The 18,351-nt window shown below is 49.3% G+C and carries 12 protein-coding genes; 5 read left to right on the forward strand and 7 right to left on the reverse strand.

Features of this window, described 5'->3' with window-relative positions; all coding sequences use genetic code 11:
• Window positions 1-157: 157 nt before the first annotated feature.
• From ACN0YH_RS18375 to ACN0YH_RS18385, 3 genes are all read left to right on the forward strand, one after another.
• Window positions 158-4,096, forward strand: coding sequence for a secretin N-terminal domain-containing protein (locus tag ACN0YH_RS18375; protein ID WP_417381042.1), 3,939 nt, complete (start codon window positions 158-160; stop codon window positions 4,094-4,096).
• 3 nt (window positions 4,097-4,099) lie between these two features.
• The gene (locus ACN0YH_RS18380; RefSeq protein WP_417381043.1) at window positions 4,100-4,999 is read left to right on the forward strand and encodes a hypothetical protein; all 900 of its coding nucleotides are present in this window, start codon (window positions 4,100-4,102) and stop codon (window positions 4,997-4,999) included.
• 95 nt (window positions 5,000-5,094) lie between these two features.
• Window positions 5,095-5,814, forward strand: a complete 720-nt coding sequence (locus ACN0YH_RS18385) for a hypothetical protein (RefSeq protein ID WP_417381044.1) — start codon at window positions 5,095-5,097, stop codon at window positions 5,812-5,814.
• Window positions 5,815-5,819: 5 nt separating this feature from the next.
• On the opposite strand, the gene yegQ is transcribed toward ACN0YH_RS18385, so the two are convergent.
• The 4 genes from yegQ to ACN0YH_RS18405 all read right to left on the reverse strand — a co-directional run bounded on the left by yegQ (window position 5,820) and on the right by ACN0YH_RS18405 (window position 13,045).
• Window positions 5,820-7,187 carry a tRNA 5-hydroxyuridine modification protein YegQ gene (gene yegQ / locus ACN0YH_RS18390; RefSeq protein ID WP_417381045.1) on the reverse strand — a complete coding sequence of 456 codons (1,368 nt, stop codon included), beginning with the start codon at window positions 7,185-7,187 and terminating at the stop codon, window positions 5,820-5,822.
• A 71-nt stretch (window positions 7,188-7,258) separates the two neighbouring features.
• Complete coding sequence (locus tag ACN0YH_RS18395) at window positions 7,259-8,188, reverse strand: sialate O-acetylesterase (protein WP_417381046.1); 930 nt, start codon at window positions 8,186-8,188, stop codon at window positions 7,259-7,261.
• Between the two features lie 111 nt (window positions 8,189-8,299).
• Entirely contained in the window at window positions 8,300-9,748 is a 1,449-nt protein-coding gene (locus tag ACN0YH_RS18400; protein ID WP_417381047.1) for a DUF1501 domain-containing protein, read from the reverse strand.
• 9 nt (window positions 9,749-9,757) lie between these two features.
• Window positions 9,758-13,045 (reverse strand): DUF1553 domain-containing protein, encoded by a 3,288-nt coding sequence (locus ACN0YH_RS18405; RefSeq protein ID WP_417381048.1) that lies wholly within the window; start codon window positions 13,043-13,045, stop codon window positions 9,758-9,760.
• A 478-nt stretch (window positions 13,046-13,523) separates the two neighbouring features.
• Here ACN0YH_RS18405 and ACN0YH_RS18410 point away from each other — a divergent pair, with 478 nt between their 5' ends.
• Together ACN0YH_RS18410 and smpB are read left to right on the forward strand one after the other, a co-directional pair.
• Window positions 13,524-14,261: a hypothetical protein gene (locus ACN0YH_RS18410; protein ID WP_417381049.1), complete on the forward strand. Its 738-nt coding sequence runs from the start codon at window positions 13,524-13,526 to the stop codon at window positions 14,259-14,261.
• Between the two features lie 136 nt (window positions 14,262-14,397).
• Window positions 14,398-14,892, forward strand: coding sequence for an SsrA-binding protein SmpB (gene smpB / locus ACN0YH_RS18415; protein WP_145231499.1), 495 nt, complete (start codon window positions 14,398-14,400; stop codon window positions 14,890-14,892).
• A gap of 57 nt (window positions 14,893-14,949) precedes the next feature.
• On the opposite strand, the gene ACN0YH_RS18420 is transcribed toward smpB, so the two are convergent.
• From ACN0YH_RS18420 to bamD, 3 genes are all read right to left on the reverse strand, one after another.
• Entirely contained in the window at window positions 14,950-16,095 is a 1,146-nt protein-coding gene (locus ACN0YH_RS18420) for a PASTA domain-containing protein (RefSeq protein WP_417381050.1), read from the reverse strand.
• Between the two features lie 230 nt (window positions 16,096-16,325).
• Entirely contained in the window at window positions 16,326-16,847 is a 522-nt protein-coding gene (lptE, locus tag ACN0YH_RS18425) for an LPS assembly lipoprotein LptE (RefSeq protein WP_417381051.1), read from the reverse strand.
• Between the two features lie 47 nt (window positions 16,848-16,894).
• Complete coding sequence (bamD, locus tag ACN0YH_RS18430) at window positions 16,895-18,343, reverse strand: outer membrane protein assembly factor BamD (protein WP_417381052.1); 1,449 nt, start codon at window positions 18,341-18,343, stop codon at window positions 16,895-16,897.
• Between the last annotated feature and the right edge of the window lie 8 nt (window positions 18,344-18,351).

An 18,351-nucleotide genomic window follows, 5' to 3' on the forward strand; every position in this document is an offset into this window, starting at 1 on the left:
TCTTGGGTTTTCTGCAACCTTTGTTCAACCACAATGTCAAACTTTACCGATAATAACGATTGTAGGGATTCTATCGGAGTCGATCTCACTTGAGATGCGTCCACACTTCCTGACTCTAATTCCTGAAATCAAATCCTGATAATCACGGGGTGAAACGGTGTTGTCTTACAAACTCAAAGCCAGAAAATATTCCAGACATCTCCGATGTCTGCTGGCGGCCCTTGTACTGAGCGGTCCGTCAATTTCTGCACACGCCGAAGGCAAATTTGGTTTCTGGAACCGACTGCGTAAACCGGCCGAAACGCAAACCAGCGAAGCCGGCTCGGCAGTCGTTGGTTCTAAGCAGCAGGTTGAAGCAGTTCAAAAACAGGTTCGCAAAGCCAGCGATGTCGCTGAGATTTCCCTGAACCACGTTCAGGCTACCTGGGCGAAGGTATTAAAACAGGTGGCAGAACAAAGTGAACTGACCCTGGTCATGGATGTCGTTCCCAAAGGATTCTTTTCAAGAATCGATAAACGGCCGCATACTCTCAGTGAAACATTTCAGATTTTAAACCGGGAGCTTGAACCCAAAGGGTTTCGGCTGCTGCAAAAAGACAGTTTCCTGATCGTACTCGACCTGCGGGAAGCGAAAGCCAAATATATTCGTCCCACCGTGCAGTCGGCTGAACGGACAGTGGAAGGCATACAACCTGGTATGAATGATATTCGTCAGGTTGAACATCTGGAGCAAGCGGAAAACACACAGACACCTGTGCCACAAGCAGAGGCACCTGCGCGATTTGAAAAAAGTGCTCGCAAACTTCAGCAGAAAAAAACGACGCCTCAGATAGTAACTTTTACCGTTCGACCGCGCACTCTGAACAGCACGGAAATCCTGCGACAGTTCTACCATGCTTTTGAATCGCGGGCTGAATTACAGGGTGAAGGCCCGAACGGTTTTCCCGGTCTGGTTGTCTTTAAAAGCCAGGAAGCCAACCTGATCGATGAACAGACACAGGAACCATTGAAAATCATCAACACACAAGTTGATTTTCGCGTGGGTATTGATAAACAGAATAACGAACTGATTTTTGAAGCGTCTCCTTCCAAAGCACAGGCGTTGAAAGTCACTGCCTTCAAACTGGATCAGTCTGCGAAAGGATTTTCACAATCCGCTCAACTGGTAATCGGATCACCTCAAGTCGGCCGGGTGGCTCAGGCGTTACACAAACAGACCCATTCCACAAACACTTCCTCAACAACATCACAACGCTTGCCCGTCAAAACCTATTCGGACAATTATGTCTCTCCCCGCGATCAGCAGATTGATCAGCTCAGACAGCGTGTGGATCAGATTGCATTTCAGGAACAAAAACCGGGGGCTGCACAAAACCCGCAACAACCTCAACCGGCTGATAAGCCAGCCGAAGTTGAGAAACAGCGTAGCCTGCCTGAACTGCTGCAGGATCTGAGCGGCAACGTCAATATCGAATCGGTCCCGGATCTGGGTGTCCTGATCCTGCGGGGTAAAGATGAAGATGTCAGTGCCTTGATGAAAATTATCAAAGAGCTGGAAAAACTCAGCGAAGGTACGCGTCCCGATATTCATTTATTAAATTTACGTCATGTGAATTCAGCCGCTCTTGCCGAGTTACTGAACGGCGTTTATGAAGACCTGGTCAAGTTGCGCGCCATTCAGGGACAGATCCAGAAAATCAAAATCATTCCACTGGTCAAACCGAATTCGTTGCTGATTCTGGCACCGGATACTGACATGCCATCAATTCTCAAGCTGGCAGAGGAACTGGATCAACCCGTTAATCCTCTGACCGAGTTTGGCGTCTTTCAGCTTAAGAGTGCCAGTGCCAGTCAGGTCGCTACGACCATTCGTGAATTTTATGACGAACGAGGGGGCCTGGGTGCACGTATTCTTGTATCTCCCAATATTCGCACCAATTCGATTATCGTCCAGGCACAGCCACGTGACATGCAGGAAGTGGCTGCCTTGATTCAGAAAATCGACCTGGATCAGTCACAGGCTGTCAGCCGCGTCAAAATTTATCCATTGAAAAATGCCATCGCTGCAGATCTGGCGGAAACTCTGAACGCCACATTGCAAAGTGTGTTAAATCCTGCTGCCGCTCAGTCAGCTGGCCTGGGAACCAATATCGGCGGTGCCGGCGGTGAAGCCGCACAACAGTTACAGGAAGCCCGTTCTGTCGTTCTGGAGTTTCTCTCACAGGAAGGGGCTCAAAGTCGAGTTCTCCGTTCAGGCTTACTGGCAGACATTCGCGTTATCGCTGATCCTCGTGCAAACACACTGGTGGTCACTGCCCCAAAAGACAGTCTGGAACTGATTGGCGCATTGATCGGTCAGTTTGATTCTCGCGTTTCAAGCGTCGCGGAGCTGAAAGTATTCACTCTGAAAAATGCGGATGCCGAATCAATGGTCACTTTACTGCAGTCGACCTTTTCATCAGACAATCAACAAACCGATCTGGGGATTCAGATTGCCGGTGTCAATGACGCTAACAGCAACCTGATCCCGTTGAAGTTTTCCGTCGATCGACGAACAAACTCCGTTGTTGCGCAGGGTGGAGCCGATGCGCTGCAGATCGTTGAAGCGATACTGTTGAAACTGGATGGTGCCGACAGCCGCAAACGTGAAACAACAGTGATTCAACTGAAAAACACCCCCGTCGCCGATGTCTCGGTTGCCATCAATGAATTTCTGGACACGCAACGATCACTGATCGCCCAGGACCCGGATCTAATCAGCAGTTTCGAACTGCTGGAACGCGAAGTGATCGTGGTTCCGGAAGCGATCAACAATAACCTGATCATCAGCGCCACTCCCCGGTATTTTGAACAGATTTCCAACCTTGTGAAACAGCTGGATAAGGAAGCACCCCAGGTAATCATCCAGGCATTGATTGTTGAAGTCGAACTGGATAACGATGATGAATTCGGGGTTGAACTTGGACTACAGGATTCCCTGCTTTTCAATCGCAGCATCATTGATAATGTATTGACCGTGCAACAGACGGTTACCGGAGCGAGTAATGTGACGCAGACCAACCAGACCATCGTTTCGCAGGAAGCAACACCAGGCTTCCTGTTTAACAGCATCAATCCTCTGGGAACAAACAATACACAAAACAACAGCAACACAGCCGGTCAGGCTCTCAGTAATTTTTCACTACAAAGAGGAAACAGCGATCTGGGATTTGGCGGTCTGGTATTATCCGCCAGTTCAGAATCAGTCAGTATTCTAATCCGCGCTCTGGCCGCCAAGCGAAATGTACATATCTTAAGCCGCCCGCAGATTCGTACTGTGGATAATGTCACCGCCCAGATCCAGGTCGGACAGATTGTCCCTGTTGTCAACGGTGTATCAGTGACGGCCGTCGGTTCCGCCAACCCGGTGATTGAACAATCGGAAGCCGGGATTATCCTGACCGTGACTCCCCGCATCAGCCCTGATGGAAATATTGTCATGGAAACCCAGGCTGAAAAGAGTGACTTTAATGGTTCAAGTGTCCCGATCTTTACAGATGCCACGACCGGAAATGTAGTGGAATCTCCCATCAAAAATATTACCCAGGTACAAACGACAGTGAGTGTTCCCAACGGACAGACGGTAGTACTGGGTGGAATGATTACCGAATCAGACACAACCATCGAACGTAAGGTCCCCTGGCTGGGAGATATTCCACTGGTGGGAATTCCCTTTCGCTATGACTACACTTCGACGCGTCGCAAGGAATTGCTGGTTTTTCTGACACCTCGTATCATTCGCAATGATGCTGATTCCGAGTTTATCAAACAGGTTGAATCAGAACGTATTCATCTACAGGTCGAAAAAGCAGAGCAGATGCATGGACCGATCTTCGCTGTGCCGCCGGGAGAACCTGAATTCATCCCCGATGGTGAAGGTCTGCTGGAACCTATCCCCACGACTGTCATGCCTCAGGAAAATCTGAATCCAGAGGTGATCAACAACCAGCAGCAGGGTGGCGTAATTCAACAGATGAGCCATCAGTCAGAACCGCTGAAAAAACAAAAGAAGAAACCATTGATACAAAAGAAATTTCCCTATTGGGGGCGAGATTAAGTGATGACACACCTGATTGTGCCTGTTCGACTTTTCGTATTATTGATGCTATGTGCCTCAACATCTCTTACGGGGTGTACCAGCCTGGCACTTTCACAGTGGGGCTTGAATAAAGACCACAAATTTGCCACTGCGAAAAAGCCCGCTTTCGAAATCGTCGCCCTCTGGGAGCCGGCGGAAGGCAAAGGCGTGGATGGTATGCCTACACGTGGATTTGCCGGTCAGCTGTTGTTTTTCCAGCATAACAACACTTCTCCCGTATATGTGAAGGGGGAAGTTTATGTGAATCTGTATGATGATCAGGGAGACGCTGACGCTCAGAAAAACCCCATTCACCAGTACAAATTCGATTCGGGAGCCTGGCAGGTCCACGCAGTCGAGTCCACCCTGGGCCCCGCTTATCAGGTTTTTATCCCGTATGTCCGGAAAGGCAGAGATCAGGCAGAATGTGCACTCCGCGTTCAGCTGACTCAAAAGGATGCACCGGAGATTTTCTCACGCATGATTTCTGTTAAGCTGGATGGAAAGACACCACAGGTCACTCAAGAGACGGTCGTACAAACACCTGCAGCACAACAAACAGAGAAAATCAAAGTAGAAGTCGATACACTCGCTCGTCGGGAGAGTGGAAAATCACTGGAACTTTCATCAGAGCATAAGCTCAGACAGTTGAAACGTGCTCTGGAAGAAAGCAATCAGATTCAGCAGGTCAGTGCCGAGTCTGCTTCACCGATAGAAGACAAACGTGATGAGCGTATCCATCGTCTGGAGCAACAGTTAGGCGAATTACTCAATCAGCAGAATCGCACTACCCAAGCTGGATATCAGACTTCCAGTCAGCAGCTCCCGCAGGAGCAGCCGATACGCTATCAACAGTTCCGCTTAAACGACTCCGAACAATAACCGGAAAACAGATTATTTACTTTGTGGGCCGTTGGACGATGTTATAATAAACGAGTACGAGCTTTAATATTTTCGCTCTCATCACGGATATAACCATGCTACGCTCTAACTGCCGAAATGCCTTTTATGTAATGCTTTATGCATTTCTGCCCTTTGCTCTGTCTCCAACCGCCGAAGCACAGGTACAAACCCTGTCCAGCAGTAGTAACTCGCAGACAGGAGGAAGTACGGGAACCACGATTGGAAATCTGAATTCAGGAAATCAGGCAGGCGGAAATACACAATCGGGTCTCTCTACGATGGGAAATTTTCAGAATCTCAATCCCCAGAGTGGATTTATCGGACGAACTGATGATGCACAGGGTAATTTTATCGGCCGTACCAATGCTCAAGGCGCAACCGGCGCGAACACAGGTCAGAACCGCAACTTCAACAGAGCCTCCACGGGGGGATTACGGAATGGTCAGAATCTGAATAACACCGGTCAGACAGGCCCCAAGGTTCCCGAGTTTCGTCCTCAGTTACGCGTCGCCTTTACCGCAGCTCCTTTGCCATTGAGTAACGTTCAGTCCTCAATGGGGGAATCCTTCATGCGTATCAAAGAACGTCACGAACGATTACGGGATGTCGAGTTTCAGTTAAACGCCGATCATAGTGTGACTCTGCGAGGAGAAGTCGAGTCGGCAGGAGCAAAGAAGCTGGTCGAGTTTATGGCTATGCTGGAACCCGGAGTGAGAACGGTGAAGAATGAACTCACCATTGCTGCTCAACCGGTGATCCCGGCTCCCGCAACTCAGATTAACCAGCCTAAATAGACCCGTCAGGCCAGTGAAGGTTCCGCCGGTGATTTAACAGCTTTCATCAGCAATGCATACTGGTGATCGTGTTCTGTCAGTTGACTGGCGCGGTCTCCCAGTTGATTTTCGGCATAGGGAATTTTCACTATATGCCCGCTGCCGGGAGCGACCTCAATCGAATCCGATTTTTGATTCAGCAACGCATTGAGATTGAATACCGTGTTACCAGTGGGAGTCATCAACTCCAGTTCATCGTCGAGACCAAATTTGTTTTTGACATCCACGATGATGCCATCTGCATCACGGTCGATGATATCCCCGACAAACTGCTGCTTATTAGCCATCGAACGGCCATGCTCATAGTTCTGCATACTCTCAGAGGCATGTCGCTGGAAGAAGCCTTCGGTATAGCCACGATTGGAAAGGCTGTCGAGCATTTCCAGCAGATTTTCATTGAATTCCACACCTGCGGCAGCATCATCGATGGCTTTACGATAAACCTGGGCCGTTCTGGCTGCATAAAAGAAGGACTTGGTCCGCCCTTCAATCTTCAATGAACTAATTCCCATATCGGTGAATGTTTTCACATGCTGAACTGCGCGAAGGTCTTTCGAGTTCATAATGTAAGTGCCATGCTCATCTTCGTAAGCAGGCATATATTCACCGGGGCGCTGAGGTTCTTCGAGCAGAAAGACCTGATCGAGAATCGGTAGTTGTGGTTTTTGTGGCGGGGGTGGATTCTTTAATACGATGTCCCCTTCCAGTGTCTGCACTGCATCACTGACTTTATAATCCCAGCGGCAGGCGTTGGTGCAGTTCCCCTGATTGGAATCGCGGTGATTCATATACCCCGACAGCAGGCATCGCCCGGAATACGCAATACAGAGCGCACCATGTACGAAGACTTCCAGTTCCATATCTGGACACTCTTCCTGGATTTCAGCGACTTCTTTAATCGACAGTTCGCGCGAAAGAATGATGCGGGACAGGCCGAATTTCTGCCAGAACTTGACAGTCGCATAATTGACGGCGTTCGCCTGGACAGACAGATGAATGGGAACTTCAGGCCAGCGTTCGCGAACCATCATGATAAGCCCCGGATCCGACATGATCAGCGCATCAGGCTTCATCTCAATCACCGGTTCCATATTCTTCAGGTAACTGCGTACCTTCAGGTTATGAGGGGCAATATTACTGGCGATATAGAATTTCTTACCGAGCCGATGTGCTTCTTCGACCGCTTCTGCCATCACTTCCAGTTTGTTGAATTCGTTTTCCCGAACACGCAGACTGTATCGGGGTTGACCTGCATAAACGGCGTCTGCTCCAAAGGCATACGCGTACTGCATTGCTTTACGGGTTCCCGCGGGTGAAAGAAGTTCGGGTTTCATTCTGATACCTGTATCACTTTACATATTCGAAAACGGAGAATTGAAAGCACATTGCTCAAGGCAGGATAGTATTAGTTCCGGGGAACTTTCCATAGGGCCTGGGCAAAATTCCTGCCTAAATCCAGATAACCTTCTGAATTATAGTGCCAACGATCAGAATAACCATACTCATCCGTACTCGTGATGAGCGCTGCACGCTTGTCTTTATTTACGAATGCCGCCTGGCCTGCACGAACAACTTCACCGTGTTTCCAGACCTTTCCCTCCGGATTATCACCCGAATCCGAGATTCGGCCAATCACCACAGGCAAGTCGTCTGCATAGAGTGTCGCGCGAATTAAGTCCATAAGACGCTTGAGGTTCGCTTCATAATTCTTTGCGATTTCTTCCGTATAGGCGGCATCACTTTCCCCCTGCATCCACACAATACCGGCGGGAATCAGGGTGTCTGTTTCTCCATCCAGGTCGATATCGGTCGTTTGCAGAGCCCGTTTCATGCCAGCCAGAAAATGGTCGTACTGGTTGACGCCCTGCCCTTTTCCAGTTCCTTTTTCAAAATCAGGGTCCCAGCAGCCGAAGTTCCCGGCGGCATCTACGGCGATTGAAGTCCCTCCCCGCGAGATTTTGATCAATGCAATGTTTGCATCCGGGGCCAGTTCCTGTAATGTTTTCGCAAAAGAGAGCTCCACACCAAATCGGTTGGAATATGTATTCTGTTTTCCATCCGACTTGAACCCCGCACCATGGCCTGGTTTTAAATTGGACCAGAGCCCTCGCCCGTCAACGGGTACGGCATCCGGCGCAGGATTCGCATGAAAGATCATCACTCCCGGAACGGATTCCTTGAGCTTATCGGGCAGGTCTTTGACATAACCATACCCATCCATATTGGACTGACCACCCAGAAAATAGACTTGATATGTTTTTGCGATTGCAGAATCAGGTCTCCCCAGCAGCATAAATACAACCAGAGGCAAGACCATAAACAGAGAACGAATCATCGAGAACCCTTTCACTATAACCGTCAGAGAAGACATCAGCGGCGATGAAATATATCGCCGGTCTTTATTATACCGACGTAGAGGGTTTCGGAAAATCGTAGCGGGGGCAGGTCAGGCTATGATCTCGTCGATCGGATGGCCAAAGTCCATTTCAATGCGTTTATGACCGGGCACTTCCATCCGATGGGCATTCAATCCCAGTTGTTTCATTAACGTCGCGTGCACATCGGTCACATAATGTGGGTTTTCTTCTGCATGGAATCCGAGTTCATCAGTGGTCCCATGTGCGACGCCCCCTTTAATTCCACCGCCGGCCATCCAGATAGAAAATCCGTAAGGGTGATGATCGCGGCCGTTACTCCCCTGAGAACCGGGGGTCCGGCCGAACTCGGTCGCGAAGACGACAATGGTATCTTTCAGCAACCCGCGACGTTTTAAATCCTTCAACAACCCTGCGGCAGGCTGGTCCACCTGTTTGGCCAGTTTGGAGTGTCCCGACTTCAGATTCGAATGCGAATCCCAGGCGCCGGCTGCACCAGCACCGTGCATGATCTGAATGAAGCGTACCCCCTTCTCAACAAACCGTCGGGCGGCCAGCAGCTGCATCCCGAACGCCTTGGTTTCAGGCTGATGCAATCCATAAAGCTCCTGGGTCTCTTTCGTTTCCTGATCGAAGCGAATCACTTCCGGAACCGCTTTCTGCATCCGAAACGCCAGCTCATATGATTTAATACGGGCCTGCAGGGTACTGTCGTTAGGAAACTTCTCGGCACTCAGCTGATTGAGTTGATTGATCAAAGAAAACTCGATCTTCTGTTCAGCACTTGAGAGATCCAGTTCTGGTTTGGCATAAGGCAGCGGATTTTTGGGATCGACTTTGAGGGGGACAGAATCATAAGCTGGTCCCAGATAATGACCGTCTCGCACATCAAAATAGCGGGGCCCCATATTGATAAACTGGGGCAGATTCTGATTCAGTGAACCAAGTCCATAGTTAACCCAGGCACCGATCGTCGGCACTCGTTCATCCAACATGTGCCGGCCGGAATGAAACTGAACCTGTGCGCCATGATTATCATCGGTCGTCCACATGGAGCGCACGATTGACAGATCATCGACACATCCCCCCAGATGAGGAAACCAGTCACTGACTTCAATCCCGCTCTCGCCATATTTCTTGAAACCGACCTGCAGTGGATAGACTTTATTCCGTTGTTGCCCGTTGGCATCGTTGACCACAACCACACGGACCCGCTTCAACTTTTCAGATTGCTGGACTGATTTCCAGGGAGTTTCGCTGATTGACTTCCCGGCGTACTTGTTAAGCATTGGCTTGGGGTCGAAACTTTCCATGTGGCTCACACCGCCCCGCATGAACAACCAGATCACACTTTTGGCTTTGGGAGTGAAATGGGGTTGCCCGTTCGGAGCCTGATGCGCACCGGCTGCCCGGGCTTCATCCTGCAGCAGAGAAGCCAGCGAAATACCCGTCAGCCCGGAACTGAGATTCGTCAGAAAATTACGGCGGGGTAATGATGTCGGTTGATTGTAATTCGACATGACGCACCTTTAGCGGATCGTAATGAAATCATTATGGTTGAGTAAGGCGTGCACCAGATTTTCGCGTGAGCGCCAGATCGGATTCTGATGCTTCGCTGCTTTCAAAGTGGTCTGTGTCTCGAATAACGCCTGAGTACAGATTTCAAATTCCCGAGGCGTTGGTTCCACACATAGAATTCGTGCATAAGCCAGTCTGATAAATTCCTGATCACTCAGCGAAGACTGCTGCTCACGAATATTTTCTACAATTTTTCGCGCCATCTGCAGCGAGACTTTGCTGTTCGCGAGTGTCAATGCCTGCTGAGGAACGACACTTTCATTGCGACGATAACAGGCAAAGATATCAGCGGCATCAAACATGCCGATAAACTTCTCCTGTGAGTCACGGGAGTATGTAAAATACAGGCTGCGGCGTCTGCTGTCTTTATTCTTATCAGGATCAATTGTCGGGCCGCCCAAAGTCAGGTCCAGTTCTCCCGCCAGATGCAACAGGCTATCACGAATCACTTCTGATTCCATCCGCACGGTATTCCGTTTCCAGTAGTAACGGTTCGTTTCATCTTTCGTCAGATTCTGCGGATCGGCTTTCAGCGTGGAACTGCTCAACTGGTAAGCCTGGGAGGTCACCAGCAACGTATGCAGATGTTTCATGCTCCATTCATGTTCCATAAAGTCGACAGCCAGCCAGTCCAGCAGATCCTGATGTATCGGCCGTTTCGCTCGTAAACCGAAATCTGTCACATCTTCGACCAGTGGTTCGCCAAAATGACGCAGCCAGATATGATTCACAGCGACTCTTGCTGTCAGTGGATTTTTTCGATGCGTGATCCAGTGGGCCAGCGCCGTACGACGGCCAGTGCTGGTTTCGGGATAGGGTTGATAACGGGAATCATTTTTTTCAGCGGGACCCTCCAGGGCTTTTCGTGAGGCCCGAATCCGAGTGTACTTCTCACCGGGTTTACTGACAGCCTCTTTTGCTGTCTTGACTGCTTTTTCAGCTGCGGTGATTTCTTTCGTCAGTTTCTGCTTCGCATCTCCGCTGGCTGCTTCTGCTTTCTCTCTGGCCTGCGCCAGTTTCTCTTCTGCCACTGCCAACTCATATTTTCGAGCTGCCAATGCGGCGGCATGTGTTAATGCGGTCAGTTCGTCTGCGGGAACGCTATCCTGTCGGGCTTTTTCAACAGTGTAAGCAGTCTGTAATGTCTCTGGATACAGAGTTGCAACTTTCAGTGTCGCTTGAGCCCGGGCCAACTTAGCCTGTGCCAGTTCCAGTGACAACTTCGCAGGCTGTTTGCCTTCAATCATTGTCTCATCAGATGCCAGAGTCTGAACACTGATCTGTTCGAATTCCGCTGCCGCATCAAACGTCAGCAGTTCCAGCTTTCCAGTTTCACGCGGGAGAGAAAGACGATAGGAAAGGGTATGCGTGCCATTGATGGCGATATTCACCAGTTGGTCGCGAACTTTCAACTCCAGTTCGTATGGTTGATTCAGTTTGACTTCGCAGGCGTGCCGTCCCTCAGCGGGATAAGTGGATTTGCCATTCTCTTTATAAGAGACCTGCAACTTTGAGCCCGGCTGGACTGCGCTCAGATAGATCATCTTTTCCCGATCGCCGGTCACGTCAAACGCCAGACCGACAGAACGCCATTTATCACCACCTGTGGTTTTGAATTTGAAACGGGCTTTAAAATCATGCGGATGATTCTGTTTCGAGCGCAGATAAACCCGACCATAACCCGTTTTTGTCTGGATCAGTTTGCCATCCAGATACGACCATTCGCCAGGACCCAGCGTCCAGACTTCAGGATTCTCTTTCTGAAAATCATCTTCCAGAAATGTCACTGCCTGGCCGGAACCGTTTGCAGCCACTTTGTTCTGTGCAGCCTGTTCCAGTTGAGCCAGTTGTGTTGTCGCTTTATCAGATGTTTTCTGCGCGGCCACAATTTTTTCTGTTGCGGCTTTCAATTGATCCTGCAGGACGAACTCCTGTAAGGCAGGGTAATGTGCTTTCGCAGGGAGTGTGACCGGTGTGACCTTAAATTCATCGAATGAAAAGATCTCTGGAGTCGCCGGCTGCATCTCCTGGCTCTTATCAGGATTTTTCTCATCGCCCCGAATGTGCAAATAAGTTTTGGTGTCTGCATGGGCATCAAAGATACGCGGTAACCCATTCTGTTCCAGATCGGTTTCTCCGGGCAGTGGATCCAGTCGAACCTGGTATGGTTCGAAGATTGCCCGCATCGAATAATAGTCAACGTGGGTCAGTGGATCGTATTTATGATCGTGACACTTGGCACAATTCATCGTCAGGCCCAAAAACGCTTTGGAAGTATGTTCCAGAGTGCTGTCCAGCCAGGTCGTGCGGTTAAACAGATAATAGTGCCTGGCCAGAAATCCGGTGGCACGCAGTGCGTCGTGGTCGGTTGGCTTCAACTCATCCGCGGCAAGCATATCCTGAACCATCTCCGCATAACTGCTGTCACGGTTCAACGACTCAATAATCCAGTCACGCCAGTGCCAGATATGCTTTTGGCTGTTACGCAATTGTTTGCCCAGACCATACCAGTCAGTGTACCGCCAGATATCCATCCAATGGCGTCCCCAGCGTTCGCCGTACTGTGGGCGCGCCAGTAAATTTTGTACAACTTTTCTGTAGGCATCCTCATCGGAATCGTTCACAAACTCCTCGATCTCCTCCTGGGTCGGAGGCAGACCGATCAGGTCCAGGTAGACACGACGGATCAAAACACGACGCGATGCAGGTGCCACAGTCACCAGATCCTGTTGACTGCGTTTTACTTCCAGAAAGGCATCGATCGGATTTTTCAAGCCAACGTCGGGAACCTTCGCTTTCACAGGTGCCTGAAAGGCCCAGTGATCTTTGGGACTTCCTGGAATTTCTTCTTTGGGTGTGACGGCCCCCTGTTCGATCCAGGTTCTGACGAGTTTAATATCATGTTCAGAAAGTCGCGATCCTTCCTCAGGAGGCGGCATCTGCTCATCCTCTTTGGCCAGAATCCGCTCCAGCAGCATGCTCTCGTCCGGCTTTCCCGGATGAATGACGGCCCCCGAGTAACTCCCCTTGAGCATCAACTCGCGGGTTTCCAGGCGCAATTCAGCTTCTTCTTTCAGGGCGCTATGACAGGCAAAGCACTTCTCTGCAAAGATGGGTTTGATCTCTTTCAGGTAGTCCACTTTTTCAGCAGACTGAGCCGTCCTGACAGATCCTGTCAGCAGGAACAGCAGTATGAAGAAAGAGACGGAATGAATTCTTTGAGGATCTCGTATGCTCATACATTAATATGTACCACGGAACCCAAACCGTGATAAGAGCTTACTTTTGATTTTTATATATTATATATATTTTTCTTTGTATATTTTATACAAAGTAGAGCAAGATTCACGCATAATCAGAACAATATGAATTTCGGTACCAGTCTGAACAGTAATCGCCTGAGAACAGATCTTCTTTATATCCAAGTCGAGGACTTGATATCCGGGGCATTGATCAGCCTTGAAGTCCTGTCAGATCGAGTCTACTATTGCCGAACTGAAAACAGGACATTCGTAAATTCCCTCAATAAAAAGTAGATCATTTAAATCTCTTGGGGCCCTTACTGAAACAGTATACATAAAAACCAAAAGTGGTCTGTGGTTTTATGATCCAATCTGTCAATAAAAACGTTTCACTGTTTGCATAATATTAAAAGAGCCCGCGTCGTGCTTTTACCCATCGAGAAATCAACAAGCGATTACAGAAAAGGATTCGACAATGGCTGATGATGCTAATTTGAGCAATGAACCAGGAACTCACAATGAGTTTTCTCAGGATAGTATCTACCTGATTTCCTATCCTAAAATTGTGTTTCTGTACCCTACTCTGCTGGTTTCCATCGCCGCTGCGATTTACATGACCTTCGCTGGAGAGTCAGCCCTCATTGGTGGTGCCAGCGAACATAAGGCGGAAGTGATGGCGTTGATCTTTCTCGGGGTCTTCGGTTTTAACCTGACGGTCCTGGCATTTGATTTCCCGCGTACGACATCACTGACACTGTTCTTCCTCGGAGCTGCATTATTCATGGGGGCCTGGATGATCCTGCGGTTTAATCCGGATATTATCCCTCCCCTGACTAACATGCTGAAAGGTTTACGTCCCTGGGCGAACTCTCAGATGTACTGGCTGTTTTCCGGCATCCTGGGACTCATCTTTATCTGTGTGGCCATTTATGTCCGCTTTGATTACTGGGAAGTCAAAGGCAACGAACTTCTGCATCACCACGGATTCTTGAGCGATCTGGAACGATTTTCTGCACCAAACCTGAAGATTGATAAAGAAATCAGCGATATCTTTGAGTATCTCCTGCTGCGTTCCGGTCGGCTGGTGCTGCACCCGCGAAATGAGCCCCGGGCGATCGTACTGGATAATGTACCATTCATTTCCAAGAAGGAAAAACAGATCACCCGCATGCTGGGTGCCCTGCAGGTCCAGGTTCGGACAGACAAGAACTGACGCTGATCATGCTGAACCTCTTATAAGAGACGCGTGTCGAGCAAGAACGGGTTCACCCGATTCAACGTAAGATTTAACATCAAGTAGTATTCTGTCGCTGAACCAGTCTGGTTTGCGGCAGTCGGAGATTCTGGCAATGGGTAAAAAAGGGAAGAAGAAAGCTTCGAAAGAAGACCCGAATTCACGTACGATCTGCCAGAATCGCAAAGCCCGGCACAACTACGAAATATTGGAGACGCTGGACTGCGGGATCGTACTGGCAGGCAGCGAAGTCAAAAGTATTCGCGCGAATAAGGTTTCGATCGAAGAAGGCTTTGCGCGGATGCAGAATGATGAAGTCTGGCTGTTCAATGTCGATATTGCCCTGTACCCGCAGGCCAATACCATGAATCACCAGACCCGCCGTCCACGCAAATTGCTGATGAAGAAAGCGGAGATCCGGAAATTCGCCGAGCGATCTGAAAATTCCAGCCTGACATTGGTTCCGCTCACCATGTACTTCACTCGTGGACTGGTGAAGGTCAAGCTGGGAATCGCCAAAGGTCGCAAGCTGCACGACAAACGGGAAAAGCTCAAGAAAGATTCCGCCCGCATGGATATCCAGCGGGCGATGCGGGCCAGAAATAATTAAAGCCCCGGAGATTTATTCCCGGGGCTTTGAATGATCTGGTGGATTGTCTTCCGCAGATTAATTCTTTGCTTTATTCGGATCGATGTACAGTTTGAGGTGAACTGTCTGACCTTTTTTAGCAGTAGCACCTGGCATGGGGACCTGCTGATAAACGTGGTGGATCAATCTGGGCTCCCCTGCAGGATCACCGGGCCACACTTTAGTCTGGAAACCCATTTTTTGAAGCAAGGCTTCGGCGGATTGAAAGTCGTGTCCGACCATGTTGGGAACTTTGAAAGTCGCTTGCTGGACAGGAACCTGTTGAACTGGACGCTGTACGGGTTGCTGTACCGGGCGTTCCACTTTTTTCTCTCCTGCGTCTGCAACGACTTTTCCTTCCAGGCGATAACCAGCCAGTTTCGGAGTGAAAGGATCCCTCCCTAACCAATCGTTGAGAATTCCACTCTTCTTATTGGCGACCACTTCACTGAAAATATAAACGGTTGACTGGTCTCCACTGGGATGAATCAGTTGCACGGCTGCCGGTAAATAGGTCTTGGGATCGAGTTTTATTTTGGCTTCACGGTAATTGGCTGCATCGGCTCTACGACGTGGTTTGGCGGCAATAATGATCTGCTCGGGAGTATTAACCAGCAGTTTCAGATAGTAACGTTGCTTGGCAACTTTCGCAGGCATACCAAACAGAAAGGGTAATGGACCTTCCATGATATTAACGCCGCGTCGCTCCAGGGGAATGGGATAGACTTCATACTTTTTTTCTTTTTCATCGATGGAAAAGATCCGCTTGCCGTCACAGATCCAGCGTTCATCCTGACCTGGTTTCAGGTCATAAAAATCGCCTTTAGCATTTGGTTTATCGCTTTTCGCGCCGGCAGGAATATCCATCCCCGCAATATCAATTCGTCCTTTATCGGGTTGTTCGTAATAGAACCGGCCTTCCGATTTTTTTTCTACCTGGAACACGTCATCATATTCACGGCGAATGTGCTTACCTTCCAGCTTCTCAATTTTGGCTGATTCGTTTTCCCAGTTTCGCAGAATTTTTTCCAGGGCGGCTGGTAATTGTTGCTCGAGCTGGGGTGCCTGATTGGCAGCCGGTTGTTGCCCTTGTGCGACTGTAAACTGAGAACACAGCAGCAGACCTGCGGCTGTACAACAGGTGAAAACGAGAGCACTTTGAAGTGAGACAGGTTTTAATTTCATTGGTTATCCAAATCCTTCCCTGAATTGCAGGTCTGGCAGTTCTCTGTGCCAGTAAGACTGGCGTTGGCCCGATATGATAATGCAATCCGTGCTATTGAAGAAGACAGGTTCATCGAGTGAGGTGGGGAGTGAATTTCAGCTATATTGACTGGAGATATGGTTTTCGGTCACAAGCGACCGGATTTTAACAGGTTCCGAAAATCCTGACTATCCAAATTTGGTAATCATGTTTACCAGGGTGATTCCATTAATTGGACAATCTGGTTGGCCAGACTGTCCGTTGCGGTTTGTGTGGCTGTCGCCAGGGATTGCCCGACTTCGGGTGCAAATGAAGCCTGTGAAACAAGCTGCACTACATCCGCAGTGATGGGCACTTCCTGTTGAGACAGGATCATCCCTGTCCGCGTATCTTCCCAGGTCACCTCAACTACAAATTTCAGGTTCAGGTTTCGCGGGTCGTTATTTTGTGTTGTTCCTAAAACGCTTTTCTCGATTTGTTTTATCGTTCCGGTTAATCGTGTATCCGCCTCATCCCCTTTGGCCAGGCGAAAAGGAGTGCGTGACTGAATTTTTCGCTGGACAGCTTCAGTCAGTTGATATTCATAACCGCGTCGAAACGTATTGTTTTCAAAGATAGGTACATAAACGGTCTGCACGTCTGTTTGATAGGAATTGCCTACGGTGTACCCGCAGCCTGTCAAATCAAAAGACAGTAGAACCAGTAACAACATTTTAATCACAAAACGTTCCATAAATTTATTCAACAGATCACTGAGAATCTGACCTGCAGAGACAGCTGTTAGAGTTTGATTCGAGCTGGCTCTGCCTCTTCTTCCAGGGGTATCCTTTTGATCGGCTCACCAAAACCATCCAGTTGCAAGCGGGCCGGTGGTTCCAGTTCGCGAGGTGCCTCGGCTGCGTTCGGGGGTGCGTTCACAGGAGCTGGTTCGGATTTTCCAAATCCAGGGAGCCCAGGCAGAAATGATTTTGCTGGCTCAGGCTGTTCGGCGACCTGCTTTTTCGGTGTCGCGTAATTCGCCCAGAGATGGCCGGTGTTATCTGGTCCCAGTTCTGCCAGTAATTCACGAGCCTGATTCGCAAACGGCGAAGTGGGATAATGTTCGATCAGCAGGTTACAATAAATGGCTGCCGACTTGGGTTTACTGCGACGCATCCAGTATTGCACGGTTTCCCACTCACGCTTGGCTTTAGCCTGTTCGATTTTTTTCAGTTCTTCCTTTAACCGTGCCTGCTGGGCTTCCGGGAACAATCTCAGTGTTGTCTCTTTCAGTTCTCCCGCATCTTTCAGCACGGTGGCATCATAGGCGGGGCCCTGATAGGACATCAGTTTCACATGGGTTCCCAGCATGAAGGCATCTTTCAGATGTGGGCTTTTGGGATATTCTTCCCGCAGCAGGCTGAATGTCCGGTCGGCGTCCATGTAGCGACCTTTTTTCAGATAGTAACTGGCGGTCAGCATCAGGGAATCATCAGCGAGCGGGCCAGTCGGATCGTGCAACCAGATCGATTTGAGTGCTTCCAGTGCCCTGTTTTCAGTATCAAACACAGGACGGCTGCGGTCAAACAGATTCGGCAGTAAGGCCCAGCGTGATTTTCGATCTTTGCCGTCAGAAGGAATCTCAGGAGTTTCAGAGCCAGGTTTTTCCAGATTGACCTGCTCGATTTCACTACCTTTGACGATCGTCGGTTCCTGCAGCCAGTAACGGGCTATGGTAAACAGTCTTTTGGTCGTCTGATCCAGATGGCGCGTCGAGGGAAAATCGACCAGCAACTGGTCATAGCTGTCTTGTGCCCAGGAATATTTCTTTTGTGCAAATTGAGATTCTGCCACCATAAACTGGGCATCTTCTTTGATCGGATCGTTTTTGAACTTCTTAACGATCGCTTTGAATTCTTTTTCAGCCGCTTTGTAATCCTGCGCTTTGAAAGTTTCATTGGCCTTCTGATATTCGGCGGCACCGACTGACGGCTCGAAGAAGTGAGCATCTTTCTTTTTTTCCCACATCGCGGTCTGCATGATCCGCTGCATCGGGCCGCGCACTCCTTCGATTGATGGATCATCGGTCTCGCTCTTTTTGGACCACGGTGGTTTCATCGCGGAAAAATCAGATGCACGATCGCCAAACATGGCGCAACCCGAAACCAGGCCACAGACCATCATTGCTGCACTGAGCAAAATGAATCGAGGCCGGCTTGAATTTTGATATTGTATGTCTGAAGTGGACATGGTCATCC

Origin of the sequence: Gimesia sp. (genome assembly GCF_048262075.1) — a bacterium.
Lineage (GTDB): Bacteria > Planctomycetota > Planctomycetia > Planctomycetales > Planctomycetaceae > Gimesia.

What these genes read in the sequence shown, in the direction of transcription:
- ACN0YH_RS18380 (WP_417381043.1), top strand. Translation starts at nt 4,100, where the DNA reads ATGACACACCTGATTGTGCCTGTTCGACTTTTCGTATTATTGATGCTA.
- ACN0YH_RS18385 (WP_417381044.1), top strand. Translation starts at nt 5,095, where the DNA reads ATGCTACGCTCTAACTGCCGAAATGCCTTTTATGTAATGCTTTATGCA.
- yegQ (WP_417381045.1), bottom strand. Translation starts at nt 7,187, where the DNA reads ATGAAACCCGAACTTCTTTCACCCGCGGGAACCCGTAAAGCAATGCAG.
- ACN0YH_RS18395 (WP_417381046.1), bottom strand. Translation starts at nt 8,188, where the DNA reads ATGATTCGTTCTCTGTTTATGGTCTTGCCTCTGGTTGTATTTATGCTG.
- ACN0YH_RS18400 (WP_417381047.1), bottom strand. Translation starts at nt 9,748, where the DNA reads ATGTCGAATTACAATCAACCGACATCATTACCCCGCCGTAATTTTCTG.
- ACN0YH_RS18405 (WP_417381048.1), bottom strand. Translation starts at nt 13,045, where the DNA reads ATGAGCATACGAGATCCTCAAAGAATTCATTCCGTCTCTTTCTTCATA.
- ACN0YH_RS18410 (WP_417381049.1), top strand. Translation starts at nt 13,524, where the DNA reads ATGGCTGATGATGCTAATTTGAGCAATGAACCAGGAACTCACAATGAG.
- smpB (WP_145231499.1), top strand. Translation starts at nt 14,398, where the DNA reads ATGGGTAAAAAAGGGAAGAAGAAAGCTTCGAAAGAAGACCCGAATTCA.
- ACN0YH_RS18420 (WP_417381050.1), bottom strand. Translation starts at nt 16,095, where the DNA reads ATGAAATTAAAACCTGTCTCACTTCAAAGTGCTCTCGTTTTCACCTGT.
- lptE (WP_417381051.1), bottom strand. Translation starts at nt 16,847, where the DNA reads ATGGAACGTTTTGTGATTAAAATGTTGTTACTGGTTCTACTGTCTTTT.
- bamD (WP_417381052.1), bottom strand. Translation starts at nt 18,343, where the DNA reads ATGTCCACTTCAGACATACAATATCAAAATTCAAGCCGGCCTCGATTC.